This is a genomic window from Algibacter sp. L3A6 (genome assembly GCF_009796825.1).
In the GTDB taxonomy this organism is placed as follows: Bacteria; Bacteroidota; Bacteroidia; order Flavobacteriales; family Flavobacteriaceae; genus Algibacter.
On record NZ_CP047030.1, the window covers coordinates 1,969,001 to 1,983,732 of the forward strand.

Annotated in this window: 17 protein-coding genes; 14 read left to right on the forward strand and 3 right to left on the reverse strand. The window is 31.6% G+C overall.

Annotated elements, in window-relative coordinates; all coding sequences use genetic code 11:
- Positions 1 to 49 precede the first annotated feature (49 nt).
- Positions 50 to 1,783 carry a tetratricopeptide repeat-containing sensor histidine kinase gene (locus tag GQR98_RS08225; protein WP_052415300.1) on the forward strand — a complete coding sequence of 578 codons (1,734 nt, stop codon included), beginning with the start codon at positions 50 to 52 and terminating at the stop codon, positions 1,781 to 1,783.
- Positions 1,784 to 1,792: 9 nt separating this feature from the next.
- Complete coding sequence (locus GQR98_RS08230; RefSeq protein ID WP_159019093.1) at positions 1,793 to 2,467, forward strand: response regulator; 675 nt, start codon at positions 1,793 to 1,795, stop codon at positions 2,465 to 2,467.
- Between the two features lie 267 nt (positions 2,468 to 2,734).
- On the opposite strand, the gene GQR98_RS08235 is transcribed toward GQR98_RS08230, so the two are convergent.
- Positions 2,735 to 3,238: a DUF456 domain-containing protein gene (locus tag GQR98_RS08235; RefSeq protein WP_159019094.1), complete on the reverse strand. Its 504-nt coding sequence runs from the start codon at positions 3,236 to 3,238 to the stop codon at positions 2,735 to 2,737.
- 140 nt (positions 3,239 to 3,378) lie between these two features.
- On the opposite strand from GQR98_RS08235, the gene GQR98_RS08240 reads away from it, so the two are divergent.
- The 3 genes from GQR98_RS08240 (at position 3,379) to GQR98_RS08250 (ending at position 5,985) form a co-directional block, all read left to right on the forward strand.
- Positions 3,379 to 3,744: a BlaI/MecI/CopY family transcriptional regulator gene (locus GQR98_RS08240; RefSeq protein WP_159019095.1), complete on the forward strand. Its 366-nt coding sequence runs from the start codon at positions 3,379 to 3,381 to the stop codon at positions 3,742 to 3,744.
- The gene (locus GQR98_RS08245) at positions 3,741 to 5,345 is read left to right on the forward strand and encodes a M56 family metallopeptidase (protein WP_159019096.1); all 1,605 of its coding nucleotides are present in this window, start codon (positions 3,741 to 3,743) and stop codon (positions 5,343 to 5,345) included. The genes GQR98_RS08240 and GQR98_RS08245 overlap by 4 nt, the downstream gene beginning before the upstream one ends.
- Before the next feature lie 163 nt (positions 5,346 to 5,508).
- Positions 5,509 to 5,985, forward strand: coding sequence for a hypothetical protein (locus GQR98_RS08250; protein WP_159019097.1), 477 nt, complete (start codon positions 5,509 to 5,511; stop codon positions 5,983 to 5,985).
- 38 nt (positions 5,986 to 6,023) lie between these two features.
- Here the strand turns inward: GQR98_RS08250 and GQR98_RS08255 are convergent, their stop codons facing one another.
- Positions 6,024 to 7,148, reverse strand: coding sequence for a glycosyltransferase family 2 protein (locus GQR98_RS08255; RefSeq protein ID WP_159019098.1), 1,125 nt, complete (start codon positions 7,146 to 7,148; stop codon positions 6,024 to 6,026).
- Complete coding sequence (locus GQR98_RS08260; RefSeq protein WP_233268099.1) at positions 7,145 to 8,077, reverse strand: lysylphosphatidylglycerol synthase domain-containing protein; 933 nt, start codon at positions 8,075 to 8,077, stop codon at positions 7,145 to 7,147. Before GQR98_RS08260 ends, GQR98_RS08255 begins: the two co-directional genes overlap by 4 nt.
- Positions 8,078 to 8,207: 130 nt before the next feature.
- On the opposite strand from GQR98_RS08260, the gene GQR98_RS08265 reads away from it, so the two are divergent.
- The 9 genes from GQR98_RS08265 to GQR98_RS08305 all read left to right on the forward strand — a co-directional run bounded on the left by GQR98_RS08265 (position 8,208) and on the right by GQR98_RS08305 (position 14,561).
- Positions 8,208 to 8,846: an outer membrane beta-barrel protein gene (locus GQR98_RS08265; RefSeq protein ID WP_159019100.1), complete on the forward strand. Its 639-nt coding sequence runs from the start codon at positions 8,208 to 8,210 to the stop codon at positions 8,844 to 8,846.
- Positions 8,843 to 9,412, forward strand: coding sequence for a crossover junction endodeoxyribonuclease RuvC (gene ruvC, locus GQR98_RS08270; RefSeq protein ID WP_042504451.1), 570 nt, complete (start codon positions 8,843 to 8,845; stop codon positions 9,410 to 9,412). Before GQR98_RS08265 ends, ruvC begins: the two co-directional genes overlap by 4 nt.
- A 9-nt stretch (positions 9,413 to 9,421) precedes the next feature.
- Complete coding sequence (gene hemW, locus GQR98_RS08275) at positions 9,422 to 10,654, forward strand: radical SAM family heme chaperone HemW (RefSeq protein WP_233268108.1); 1,233 nt, start codon at positions 9,422 to 9,424, stop codon at positions 10,652 to 10,654.
- 14 nt (positions 10,655 to 10,668) lie between these two features.
- Positions 10,669 to 11,421 carry a cyclase family protein gene (locus GQR98_RS08280; protein ID WP_159019101.1) on the forward strand — a complete coding sequence of 251 codons (753 nt, stop codon included), beginning with the start codon at positions 10,669 to 10,671 and terminating at the stop codon, positions 11,419 to 11,421.
- 46 nt (positions 11,422 to 11,467) lie between these two features.
- Entirely contained in the window at positions 11,468 to 12,076 is a 609-nt protein-coding gene (locus GQR98_RS08285; protein ID WP_159019102.1) for a DUF4230 domain-containing protein, read from the forward strand.
- Positions 12,077 to 12,087: 11 nt separating this feature from the next.
- Positions 12,088 to 12,489, forward strand: coding sequence for a GNAT family N-acetyltransferase (locus GQR98_RS08290; RefSeq protein ID WP_159019103.1), 402 nt, complete (start codon positions 12,088 to 12,090; stop codon positions 12,487 to 12,489).
- Between the two features lie 22 nt (positions 12,490 to 12,511).
- Positions 12,512 to 12,874, forward strand: a complete 363-nt coding sequence (locus GQR98_RS08295) for an MmcQ/YjbR family DNA-binding protein (protein WP_159019104.1) — start codon at positions 12,512 to 12,514, stop codon at positions 12,872 to 12,874.
- A gap of 157 nt (positions 12,875 to 13,031) precedes the next feature.
- Positions 13,032 to 13,853 (forward strand): hypothetical protein, encoded by an 822-nt coding sequence (locus tag GQR98_RS08300; protein WP_159019105.1) that lies wholly within the window; start codon positions 13,032 to 13,034, stop codon positions 13,851 to 13,853.
- Positions 13,854 to 13,982: 129 nt separating this feature from the next.
- Positions 13,983 to 14,561, forward strand: a complete 579-nt coding sequence (locus GQR98_RS08305) for a PhnA domain-containing protein (RefSeq protein WP_042496858.1) — start codon at positions 13,983 to 13,985, stop codon at positions 14,559 to 14,561.
- Positions 14,562 to 14,732: the final 171 nt, after the last annotated feature.

Consider the following 14,732-nt stretch of genomic DNA (forward strand, 5'->3'; position numbering starts at 1 on the left):
TTGCCAGCAGGAAGATGCATTTTTAGAAATAGATTCGTTAAAGAAAACCATGTTTAACATTAAAGAACAGGATTCTTCTTTAATTGCGGATACCGATTATTTAATAGCTCAGACATTTAGAAAGAGTACTACCTATGCCGATAGTGCATACTTTTACTACCAAAAAGCTGAAAAGATATATCGGAACTTAGGTGATAATTTAAAATTAGCGCGTACTATTTATGGTGTTGCTGTTATATTAAAAAATGAAAAAGACTTTATAGGTAGTGAGGTTGCTAGTTTTGAAGCTATAGCTTTGTTAGAACCTCTTTATGAAACTAGATCGGTTGTAGAAACCAAGTCTTATATTTATAATAATTTAGGTATTGTTTTTAAAGAACTGGATGAATTTGATGAATCAATAGAATATAATAAAAAATCACTTGAATTAAAATATAGGTTAAATGTTAAAAGCAGTATTGATGCTTCTAAAAACAACTTAGCCAATACTTATAAAAAGAATAAGCAGTATAATCTAGCTTTAAATTATTACAGTGAAATTTTATCCAATAAGGATCTTGTTAAAGAACGTCCACGGATATTTTCATTAGTGCTTGATAATTATGCGCATACACGATTTCTTTCTGGTAACTTAAGAGAACTTCCAGGACTATATCACAAAGCCCTAAAAGTTAGTAATAGTGTCGGTGAAGACGATTACTATTCCATAATTATAAACCAACATTTAGCAGAGTATTACTTTGATAATAAAAGAAATGTTGATTCTGCTAGATATTATGCTTACCGAGCAAAAAATATTTCAGAAAAATACTATACCGACGATTTATTAAAATCTTTACTATTGCTATCTAAAATAGAAGAAGATCACAAAGCTGTAGAGCACTTTAACGCTTATATTAAATTAAGCGATAGTCTACAAAAAAATGAACGTGCCATTCGTAATAAATTCGCACGTATTCGTTTTGAAACAGGCCAGAAAGAAAAAGAAAACATACAACTAACTAAAGAGCGTATGTGGCTCTTTATTATATCGGTAGTTGTTGTAATATCTTCATTTTTATTATATCTCGTAATAACACAGAGAAATAATAATATCGAACTAAAATTTGTTCAAAAACAACAAGAAACAAACGAAGAAATTTATAATCTCATGCTTTCTCAAAATGAAAGTATAGAAGAAGCCCGAGATTTAGAAAAAAAACGTATTTCTCAAGAACTCCACGATGGTGTTTTGGGACGCTTATTTGGTACTCGTTTAAGTTTAGATAGTTTGAATAGAAATAATAGCGAAGAAGCCATTAAATCGAGAGATTTATATATAACCGAGTTAAAAACCATTGAAGAAGAAATTAGAAAAGTATCTCACGAGTTAAATACAGATTTTGTTTCCGGTTCAGGATTTATAGATATTATTAAAACACTTGTGGAAACCCAAACATTGGCTTACGGTTTAGGTTATGATTTAAAGCACGATGAGTCCATAAGTTGGGACGATGTGAACAATAAAAAGAAAATACACATATACAGAATTATACAAGAAACATTGCATAATATTTACAAACATGCCAATGCAGAACATGTAAATATTAGTTTAGAATTAAAAAATGATGTAATTTGCTTGTCGATTATAGACAACGGTTCAGGTTACGATGTAGAGAAAGCAAGATCGGGAATTGGTTTAAAAAACATGAACTCAAGGATTAACGAAATTAACGGTATATTAAAAATAACTTCAATTAAAAACCAGGGAACAACTGTAATGATTGAGGTGCCAATGATCTAACCAAGAAAAATGATTGAAAAATTAAAAATATTAATGATCGATGATCACCCGATGATTATTGAAGGGTATCAGAATACATTGCTTTTTACTAAAAAAGAAAATCAAGAATTAGAAATAGATATTGCAAATAATTGTGATGAGGCCATTATGTATATGGATCAGGCCGTTGAGAAAAACTCACCCTATAATGTACTGTTTGTAGACATTAGTATACCGCCTTCTAAAGATGGTATTATGAGTTCTGGAGAAGACTTAGCCGAATACGCTAGAAAAGTATTACCAAAAGCTAAAATTATTATTCTAACCATGTTTAATGAGTCTTTTAGAATACATAATATTATAAAAACCATCGATCCAGAAGGGTTTTTAATAAAAAGTGATTTAACATCGAGTGAGTTGGCTAGTGCTTTTCAGGCTGTAATTAATAATCCGCCATTTTATAGTGGTACGGTTAACAATCATATTCGTAAATCTATTGTTAGTGATATTGTAATTGATGATAAGAATAGAAAAATACTTCATTTATTATCACAAGGTGTAAAAACTAAAAACCTAGCATCACATTTAGACATCTCTTTAAGTGCTGTAGAAAAGCGTAAAAGACAATTAAGAGATATTTTTGATGTGCAAGATGGTCAGGATGAGACCTTATTGAATGAAGCAAGGAAAAAAGGATTTGTGTAGTTTTTCTTACTAAAACGTTAAATTTATAAGTTTTTTAGTAAAAATTTAATTTTTTTTTATTCCCGAAAGTACCGCTATACTTCATTTGTCGTATTTATCCATAAATCCGTTACGGGTTTCCCGCAGTTTGAAAAGAAAAAATATTTTTATCTTTGATGCATCAACACTTCGAAAATTAATTAATCCCTCAATTTTTTTGTTGATAATAGCAATTTACATAAACCCTGTGGAGGTGAGAGACCCACAGGGTTTCTTCTTTCTAATAGTTTAATAGGCAAAAATAGCACTTCCGTAGTCTATTAGTATCCCAATAAAAAGGCCTAAATAAACAACAGCAACTACAAATTTTATAAACGTTGAGGTTAAAAAACCGATAAACGATCCAAAGGCTGCTTTTGTTGCGGTTTTAGCATCATTCTTATTAATAAGTTCTCCAATTAAGGCTCCAAAAAAAGGACCAATAATAATTCCTCCTGGAATAGGAGCAAATAAGCCTACAATAAGGCCTACCGTTGTACCTATTACTCCATATTTTGTTCCGCCAAAACGTTTTGTGCCAATAGCGGGAATAATATAATCGAGCACCCAAATAGCAATCGCGATAAGCAATGTTATAATTAGAAAAGATTTATTCATGGGTACAGCATCCGTGAAATGTGCTATTAAAAGTCCGAACCAACTGGTTATTGGTCCGGGTAAAACAGGTAAAAAGCTCCCAATAATACCTAATAATATAAAAAGAGCGGCAATAATAATTAAAATAATATCCATATAAAGTGTTATGTTTTATAATAATAAGACGAAATACTATGCCAAATGTTACATTTTAAACTAAAAGATTAGTTTGAACTAAATATTTAGTTATATTTGTTGAACTAAATTTTTAGTTGAATAAATAATTCTTATCAAAAATGAAACAACTTACTAAGGCAGAAGAAGATATTATGCAAATACTGTGGCAATTAGAAAAAGCCAATGTAAAGGCAATAATAGAGGAGTTTCCGGAGCCAAAACCAGCTTATAATACAGTATCGACTATTGTGCGTATTTTAGAAAGTAAAGGTTTTGTAGATTATAAAAAAGAAGGAAAAGGCCATGTGTATTTTCCGTTAATGCAACAACAGGATTATAGTAATCAATCTATAAATAAATTAGTCGATAATTATTTTCAAGGATCATTCAAAAGCATGGTATCTTTCTTTATGAAGAAAAATGATATTAGTTTAAACGAGCTAGAATCCGTGTTAAGCGAGATTAATAAAAAGGATAAATCATGATACATTATATAATTCAAACCATTGCTTTTCAGGTGTTCTTTTTACTCATTTACGATGTGTTTTTAAAAAAAGAAACCTTTTTTAATTGGAATAGATTTTATTTAATAACCACAGCATTTATGTCTTTAGTACTGCCCTTGGTTAAGATTGCTAGTTTTAAACATGTTGTTCCAGAAAACTATATTATTAGGTTACCAGCGGTTGTTTTGGGACAAACAGAAGCAAATATTAAACCAGATAACATAAATGAAACCATATTGCCTTCTAGCTTTTCCTTCATAGAATTCATATTTTATTTTGGAGTTGGGGTAGTTGTGTTATTGTTTATCTACAAGCTTAGTAAGCTTGTAAAGCTAATTAAGTCAAACCCTAAAGAATATAAAAACCATTATATAATCGTTAAACTTTTAAACAGTAGTGCGTCATTTTCATTTTTTAAATACATTTTTTTAGGTGAAAGCCTTAGTTCCGAAGAAAAAACAATCATTTTAAAGCATGAAATAATACATGTAAAACACTGGCATAGTCTAGATTTAATGTGTTTTGAATTGTTACGCGTTCTATTTTGGTTCAATCCGTTAATTTATATTTATCAAAGTAGAATCACAGAATTGCACGAGTTCATCGCCGATGCGGAAGCTGTAAAAATAGAAGGGAAATCAATTTATTATCAAAGCTTATTAGCTCAAGTTTTCGATACCAAAAAAATATCATTCATCAATCCATTTTTTAATCAATCATTAATCAAAAAACGAATCGTTATGTTACAAAAATCAAAATCAAAACAAGTTTATTTATTTAAGTATGCACTGTTAGTTCCTATGGTTTTCGGTATGCTAGTTTATACCTCATGTGCTGATAATACTGGAGAGAAAGAAGTGCCCGAATTAATTAGTCCTGACAATAATCGAGAAACAGAGTTAGTTAAAACAGTTAACGAAGTAAAATATCAAATACAAATTCAAGGTGATATTAGTGATCAGGAAGAAAAAGGACTAGATCTTTTACTTCAAACTATTAAAGGTCCTGGGTTAAGTAGCTCGTTGGTAAATGATGTGCAAGAATTTATGGCAAATAAAGATGAAACTAAACTAACTGAAAAAATTTCTTATGTCTTTGAGCAAATTCAAGCTAAAGGTGAAGTTAGCGAAGCGGAAACAAAAGCCTTAAAAGGTTTATTAATTTTAACTAGTGAAGATGGGTTTAATGATCCGTTTTTTGCTGATGTTTTAAATGATGTTGAAATACCTTTCGGAATTATCGACCAAGTACCTGTGTTTCCAGGTTGCGAAGATTTAGAGTCTAACGCTGATAAAAAAGCGTGTATGTCCAAAGGAGTTCAAAAGTTAGTTATTCAAAAGTTTAATACTGATTTAGCTGATGATTTAGGCTTGAAGGGTAGACAGCGAATTAATGTTGTTTTCAAAATAAATAATGAAGGAGATGTTGTCGATGTTAGAGCTAGAGCACCGCATCCAGCATTATCTGAAGAGGCCATTCGAGTTATAAAAACACTACCTAAAATGATTCCCGGAGAACAAAAAGGTAAAAAGGTAAATGTACCTTATTCATTACCAATAGTTTTTCAAGTGCAGGAATAAAAATAAAATCAATACTATTTTTAAAACCGAGGTGGGAGCTTCGGTTTTTATTTTGCTCTAATTTTGGAAATAAAATGCCATACATCACTATTAAGTGCCTTATTTTGAACAAAAAGAGTTTAAAAACCAAAAAAATCGTACTTTTCGGCTTTAGTTTTAATCTATGAAACAAATTTGTGTTTTTCTATCTGTTTTAATGCTTTGCTCTTGCGAGTATTTTAATGTGAAAAAAACATCATCAGAAGCCATTTTGAAAGAGGAACTACAAACCTTTAATTGGAATGATGTTGATGCTTATCCTAGTTTTTCGGAATGCGATTCGGTAGAAACTAAAACCGATAAAAAATCTTGTTTTGAAAATGTTTTAACACTGCATATTTGGGAGTTTTTACAACGCGAAAAAATTGTGGTCACTAAGGATGTTAGCGATACTATTATTTTAAGTTTTCGAGTTTCGGAAACAGGCGACTTAAAGCTAAATAATGCTAAAATAGATTCTGTAACGCGTCGTGAAATACCAGAAATAGAAAAGCTGCTGTATAAAAGCTTAGAACAATTACCTCCTGTTTTTCCTGCTACAAAACGCGGACAACAAGTTAAAACTGAATTTCAGTTGCCAATTATTATAGATATCCAGTAAACGATTACAAACCAATTTCAAACTAGAACAGGGAGTCTTTATTTTTTAAAGGTTCTGCCTTTCCAATTGTAGGTCTTAAAAATAGATAAGAAAGCAATGTACACGCTAAAAAATGGATAGATAAAAAATGAAGGCATATAACTTTCAAAAACCTTTTTCTGATTGAAAAAAGTTGCCGTTTTACTTATTAAATAAAAATCGATATTGAATTTAATAACCAAAACATAAAACAAGGCTTTTAAAGGAAAGCACCCGAGTAGTAAAAGTATAATTACCGATATGGTTAAAACATTCATAAGTAAAACAATAAGGCCGGTAATTTTACCAAAACTACTATTGTATGCACTAGTTTTAGAAGCCCATCTTAATCTTTGTTCTATTAAACTACCCCAAGTAGGTTGGGCATTTGTTTTAACTATGGCTTGCTCGCATTTTAAATAATGAAGCTCGTTGGCACGATTTTTAGCAATTTTTTCTAGCATAAAAACATCATCACCACTAGCAATATCTGTATTACCTTCAAAACCATTTATTGTTTTAAAGATGGCTTTTGTGTAGGCGAAATTGGCACCATTACATAAAAAGGGTTTTTTAATGCCAAAGCCACCAATGGTTGCGCCTTGTAAACTTAAAATATCTAAAGTTTGAAATCCGTTTAAAAAAGATTTTTCAAGATTGTAGGTTACTGGCGCCGCAATGCATGCTGTATTTGTGGTTTGGATAAATTCATCAAAACTATCTAACCAATATTTTTGCAAAAAACAATCGGCATCGGTAGTAACAATCCATTCATGCTCGGCGATGTTTATCGCTGTGGTAATGGCATCCTTTTTTGGAGAATGTGTTAATCGGTGGTTGGGAATAACTTTAAAATTCTGTTTCTTCTTATTAAAAAAAGATGTTATTATTTGCGAAGAATTATCGGTAGATTCATCATCAATAAAAATAATTTCAAAAAGATGAGTTGGATAATTTAAGTTTTCAATAGATTCTAATAATGCCGGCAGGTTTTCGGCTTCATTCCTAAAAGCAATTAAAACAGAGAATTTAGTTGTGTGTTCTAGGTTCTTTAAAGTAAAATCGGGAATTTTACCAAAGCCATAAACAAACCGCCATATCAAAATAAGGTAAACTAAACTTATAGAAATGCTTAATAAAATCATGAGTTTGTTTGGGGTTTGGGCATTTTAAATTGGATTACAAAATAGCTTCCAATAAGGCTTGGTGATACAAAGTTGAAAATCCACATAATGGTGATTACACTTAAAACTACCAATTCATTTATGCCCAGAAATTCAAACAAATATACGGCTACGCTTCCTTTAATCACAACATCAAAGATAAAAATTGTAGGAATAATAGACACGAGTAAATACATGGACGTAATAACCATCATACTATCTAGATAGCTAATTTCAATTTGAAAAATTTGTAGTAGATAAAAAAATTGAAATGAAAAAATTGCATATCTCACAAGAGAAAGACCAAAACCAATACGTATTTTCTCTCTTGGAAAGTTCTTAACGAATACTTTTAGCTTCAGTAAAGGAGTCCATTTTATGCCGATTTCATATTGTGCCAATCCTAGCAAAATAAGGCTAATCGTAATTATGCCAATCACTACAGTTACAATAAGACGACCATAATTTGCTTCTAAATTGTAAGTGCTAATAAAAGCTAATAAGCCAATAGCTCCCAAAATGATGGTAATACTCATTTGTTGTAGGTTGCTTATTAAATTTATAAGCATAACGCGTTTGCGTAATTTGGGTAAATAAAACATGGCTTTTGCTCCATATTCTCCAATACGGTTTGGTGTAATTAGCGATGCAGTTAAAGATCCTAAAGTTTGTTTTAGTGCTTGCTTTAAACTTGTTTTTTTTAAGGTTGAAATTAGAGTTTGCCATTTAATTATTTCAAAAAACCAATTAAAGCTGCTTAAAATCAATAGAATAAGTGTGTTTTTAAGGTTGAGATTATAGTTTGCCGATAGAAATGAAATAAAATTAGAGAAACTGAGTTCACTGTTGTAAGCTAATTTCTCATAAATAAAATAAAAAGCGACAACAACTATGCTCAATTTAATGAGCACAAAAAAGAATTGTTTAGTTTTGTGAAGTCGCATTCAATTAAAATAGTCTTCCATTTAGGTTTGGCAAATCGCATTCGTTTTTAGCCACTTTTCCGGAAGAATAAAGTGCAAATTAAATTAATATTATAACATGGCTCTTATTTTTAAATTTAATAAGCAAAAGCTAATCGCTTTAGTTTTTGTTTCGTTTTCATATTTAGGCTTTTCTCAAAGTGATACTAGCACGTTTAAAGCACAGTTTGCCTTAGGTGTCAATAGTCCGTCGAGCAATGGTTTTGTAACTAATTTTGAAGCAAACAGCGTTAATTTTCCAACTATTAATTTAGGCTTACAATATATGTTTAAGCCTTTATTTGGTTTAAAATTAGATTTGGGCTACAACCGATTTTCTAGTACAGACAACTCACCAGAATTTAAAACAAATTACACGCGTGTTAATGCGCAATTGGTTTACAATGCATCCAACGTTTTAGGTTTATATAATAATCTGGGCGTATTTGCTCATGCAGGTCCTGGTATCTCCATGATAAAACCATTGGGAGATTATGGTGAAAACAAAACGAGCTATTTAAATGCTATGGCGGGTTTGGAGTTTCATTATGCAGTTTCAGAAAAATTATCACTGTATTTAGATACGGCTTATATTTTAGGATTTGGGAAAGATTTTGACCCGGTAAATGATGGTTTTGGTTCGTTTAACGGAAATTTATTAACCATAACCCTTGGCGCATCTATTTCGCTAAGTGGTTGTCAATATTGCGGACAATGAAGCAGGAAAGAATTATTTTAGGTATCGATCCGGGTACAACCATTATGGGTTTCGGACTTATAAAAGTGGTTGGTAAAAAAATGGAGTTTTTGCAATTAAACGAGTTGGATTTAAAAAAATACAGCGATCATTATTTAAAATTAAAACTCATTTTTGAGCGTACTATAGAACTTATAGAAACGCATAATCCAGACGAAATTGCTATTGAAGCACCATTTTTTGGTAAAAACGTACAAAGTATGCTTAAGCTTGGTCGGGCGCAAGGTGTAGCTATGGCTGCAGGTTTAAGTCGCGAAATACCAATTACGGAGTATTTGCCTAAAAAAATAAAAATGGCCATTACTGGGAATGGAAACGCTAGTAAAGAACAAGTTGCTAAAATGTTGCAAAGTGTGCTAGGTTTAAAAACGTTACCAAAAAATCTTGATTCTACTGATGGATTGGCAGCGGCGGTTTGTCATTTTTATAATTCAAGTAGAGTGGAAGTAGGTAAAAGTTACACCGGTTGGGATGCTTTTGTAAAACAGAATGCAACCCGAGTTACTAAACGAACTTTAAAAAAATAAGTGCTAGACATAAATAAAACCCAAAACAGTGGCAATTCCGAGACATCGGAACAAAAATCAGGCGCCATTTATATTCATATTCCGTTTTGTAAACAAGCTTGTTTTTACTGCGATTTTCATTTTTCTACATCATTAAAAAAGAAGGATGAATTAATTCAATGCTTGGTAAAAGAGTTAGAATTAAGAAAAAGCAAATTTGATGCGATTACCGTAGAAACCATTTATTTTGGAGGAGGAACACCAAGTTTATTATCTACGGAAGAAATTCAGCTTTTAATAGATACAGTTTATAATAATTACAAAGTTGTAGACAATCCGGAAATAACTTTGGAAGCTAACCCGGACGATTTATCAACAGAAGTTATTCTTCAGTTAGCAAAAAGCCCTATAAATCGATTAAGCATTGGAATTCAATCTTTTTTTGAAGACGATTTGAAAAGCATGAATCGTGCTCACAACAAAGAAGAAGCCTTGCGTTGTTTGGAAGAAGCAACCAAGTATTTCGATAATATTACTATCGATTTAATTTACGGAATTCCAAATATGAGTTTAAAAAAATGGAACGAAAACTTAGAGATTGCTTTAAATTTCGGCATTAATCATATTTCTAGTTATGCTTTAACGGTAGAACCAAAAACGGCCTTAGATACGTTTGTTAAAAACGGAAGCTACCCGCCAATAGACGAGGCTTTAGCTTTAGAGCATTTTAACCATTTGGTTGAAAAAACGGAAGCGAATGGTTTTGTTCATTATGAAATTTCAAACTTCGGAAAACCTAATTATTTCTCTAAACACAACACCAGTTATTGGCAAGGGAAACCGTATTTAGGTATTGGTCCGTCGGCACATTCTTTCTATGAAAACGAAAGGAGCTGGCATGTGGCTAATAATGCAAAATACATACAAGCTATTCAAAAAAACGAATTGCCTAACACTATAGAAACGCTTTCTAAAGAAGATCAATTTAATGAATACGTGATGACGGGTTTGAGAACCATTTGGGGTGTTTCATTTAACAGAGTTCAGGCTGAATTTGGAGATGTGTTTCTTCAGCATTTAAAAAAGTATTCAGATAAATTTATAAAAGAAGACTTGTTGGTTGTTTCTGATAAAAAAGAGCAAATGTCTCAAAGTAAATTGGATACCGATTTAAAAAGTAACATGAGCAGCCAAATTTTGAAAACAACCCAAAAAGGTAAGTTTCTTGTTGACGGAATTGCTTCCGAATTATTCATGATTTAACTATATTTGATGATATGCAAACAACAATTCAATATAATTCCAGAAAACTTCAAATAGATTTAAAAAAGCCTATAGATATTTCAATCGCAATTCAGGCTTCTAGTAATAGCGTAAATGCATGGTACATCGATGGGCCAAAAATTGAGCCTGCTGTAGATGGCGAGTGGGTTGCAAGTGTGAAAGAAGGTGCGGCGGTTAATTTTAATAACATCAATTTTAATCCGCATGCGCATGGTACGCATACCGAATGCGTTGGGCATATTACCGAAAAGGTACATTCTATTAACCAAAACTTAAAGCAGTTTTTCTTTTTGGCAGAGGTTATTACTGTAGCGCCAGAACGTTTAGATGACGATTTTGTTATTTCTAAAAAGCAATTACAATATGCTTTAGGGAATAAAAAACGTGATGCTGTAATAATACGTACATTGCCAAATACAAAAGGGAAATTATCGCGTCAATACTCCAATACAAACCCAACGTATATATTAGAAGAAGCTGCTATTTACTTGCGTGAAAAAGGTGTGAAACATTTATTGGTAGATTTACCAAGTGTTGATAAGGAAAAGGATGAAGGCGAGCTTTTATCGCATAATGCCTTTTGGAATACCAGCGGAAAATTACGAATGGACGCTACAATAACTGAATTTATTTATGTAGATAATAGCGTGGAAGATGGTGAGTATTTTTTAAACCTACAAATAGCATCTTTTGAAAATGATGCAAGCCCAAGTAAACCTATTTTGTATAAAGCAGAGCCAGTTTAATAATTTTTGGAACAAAACTTGATTTCAAAAAACTAAAAACGAATTAATGGAAGCATTTTTAGGTATAATAATTGGCATTTTAACAACAATGGGTGTGGTAACTTATATCAAATCGATTAAAAAGAAAAGTTTGGTAAACGCACAGTCGGTTTTATTGTTAGATAAAATTAAAAAAGTGTGCAAGTTTATTACGGTTGAAGGTGATTTTGCTGAAATTTACCATTATGAAGATGTGAAAGAACGTTTTTTAAAATTGGTAAGTAGCCGAAAAAAAGCTTTGGTTATTATTAATGCTAAAGCCCATGTGGGTTACGATTTGGCTAAAATTGATTTAACGGCAGATACTGAAAATAAAAAGATTGTTTTAGAACATTTTCCGCAACCTGAAATTTTATCTATAGAAACCAACTTAAATTATTACGATAAATCTGACGGTATTTTTAACCGTTTTGAAGCTTCAGATTTAACAGGTTTACACCAAGAAGCCAAATTACATATACAAGAGAAAGTACCACAAAGCGGACTGATAGAAATAGCTCAAAAAGAAGCTTTAGAAACCATTTTACTTATGGAAACTATAGTTGAAACTATTGGGTGGAAGCTGGATTATTCAGCTTTAAAAATTGAAGAAAAGGGTACAAAGTTGATTAAATAAATTATTTAAGAATGATTGAAATTTCAACAGATAAAAGTAAACTTCAAATAGATGTTATTCATCAGTTTGTCACCAATGCTTATTGGGCAAAAGGCAGAACGGTTGCTGAAGTTAAAAAAACAATAGAACATTGTTTTTGTTTTGGTGTATATCTAGATGATGAGCAAATTGGTTTTGCAAGAGTAGCCACAGATTATACAGTTTTTGCTTATTTAATGGATGTTTTTATTCTTGAAGAACATCGCGGGAAAGGCTATTCAAAAGCGTTAATTGCACGTATACATGAAGCCGAAGAATTAAAATCATGCAAAGTCTGGATGTTAAAGACGGCCGATGCACATGGTTTGTATAAGCAGTTTGGCTATACTGCGTTAATGAATCCAGAAAAAGTAATGGAGCGAATTTTGAAATGATTTTCAACTTAAAACCGTTAAAATGAATATTGAACAACTTCGCAATTACTGCTTGAACAAAAAAGGAACAACAGAAGATTTTCCGTTTGATGAAGATACTTTGGTGTTTAAAGTACTGGGTAAAATGTTTGTTTTGGCAGGCTTATTAAAATGGGAGCGTGGCGAGGCATCCATAAACTTAAAAGCAGATCCGGAATACTCACAGGAGTTGCGTGCAGAATATGAAAGTATACGGCCAGGCTTTCATATGAGTAAAAAACATTGGAATACTATTTATATCCACGAAGGAGAATTATCTCCTGAATTTATCTATAAACTTATCGATCATTCTTACGATATGGTTTTAAAAGGAATGAGTAAAAAAATGCAAAATTCTTTAAAATAATTCTTTCACAAGTATTTGTTTTCAGCTACTTTGTTGTATGTTTGTGTGAATGTCTCTCTCTCTCTTCGCAACAAAATTTTAGCATAATCTATCTAGGCTCCTAAGCCTTAAAGTCGTAATTAATTAATCATTATATTAACTTTAAAACTAACAGATTATGAAAAAAACGAATCAATTATTCGCTACAATTGCTGTGTTATTATTGTTTTGCGCAACAACTCTCCAAGCACAAGAAAAAAAAGAAGTAAAGTATGTTACAGTAACTAAAAGTCATTGGAATCTCGATAAGAAAGATTTTAAAATGTCCGAATGGAAGGCTGCTGAAAAAGAATACTTAGACAAAGTAATCAAGAAAAATGAATATATTTTGAGTGCTTCAACATATATACACAACTTAACGCCCGATAATACTGAAGTTTTAAGCTCTATGAGTTACGCTTCTTGGGAAGATATAGACAAGCAAGTAGAACGAAGTGCTGAGCTTGAAAAAGAGGCTTGGCCTGATGAAGCTGAAAGAAAAGCATTCTTGCAAAATTTAAATTCATACTATTCTAATCAACATTCCGATGAGATTTATAGTCCACTTTTTGGGGCAAAGTTTTTAGCTGAAAGACCCACTAAAGACATGGTGCTTTACGTTCGAAAAAGTTATTTGGCATTTCCAAAAGATGGGAATATGAAAGAGTTTGAGGACTTAAGATTAGAAGGTAACACAATTATCACTCAAAAAAACGAATATATTAAGGGGTATTTTCCTTATGTTCATGCTTGGGGAGCCGATAAAACGGAATATATAGAGGCTTATTTCTTAGATTCACTGGAAGATATAGAAAACATGTTTGATAAAGATGATGAGTTGTTTAACGCTGGTTATGCAAGGAGTGAAGAGAATAAGGTTAAATTAGAAGCGTGGAGCACTTATTTTACGGGTGTTCATGGAGATTATGTGTATACTTTTATTCACGACCTTTTAAAATAAATATTGGTATTGCAATGTTAAAAAAGAACGCGCTATGCGTTCTTTTTTATTTAATAAAAATATTACAGAATCCTAAATTTGTACAATCCTCGATTTTGCTGTACTATTGCAAAAATCAAAATTATACTTATGAGCGTTTTACAAACATTACAAGAGCGAAGCAATTCTAGTTGCGAATTATGTACTTCAAAAGAAGACTTAAACCAATATACAATTCCGCCGTCGTTGAACGAAAATGTAGGTAACGATGTTTTGGTTTGTAAAACTTGTTTAGATCAAATTAATGGTGATGTAGATATGGATGCTAACCACTGGCGTTGTTTAAACGATAGTATGTGGAGTGAACATGTTGCTGTGCAAATTATGGCGTGGCGTATGTTGCAAAGATTAAGAAATGAAGGTTGGCCAAAAGATTTATTGGATATGATGTATCTTGATGATGATGCTATGGCTTTAGCAAGAGCTACTGGAGAGCATGAAGATGCAGCAAGTAAAATTATTCATCGTGATGTAAACGGTGTTATTTTAGAAGCAGGAGATAATGTAGTGTTAATAAAAGATTTAAAAGTGAAAGGTTCTAGCATGGTTGCCAAACAAGGTACAGCTGTTAGAAATATTAGATTAGATCATGAAAATGCTGAGTTTATAGAAGGTAAAGTTGGACCAACACAAATTGTAATTATTACAAAGTATGTGAAGAAAACATAGTTTTTATTCAGCTTAAAAATATTTAAACGGTCAAAGTTTTATTGATAATTTCAATAAAGTTTTAACCGTTTTTTTTGTTTCTGGAATTCTAATGAAATAAAATTATATGTTTTTAATGAAAATTGACAGTTGAGTCTCAAAAAAATACAATTGGGAAATAAAAAATTCTGT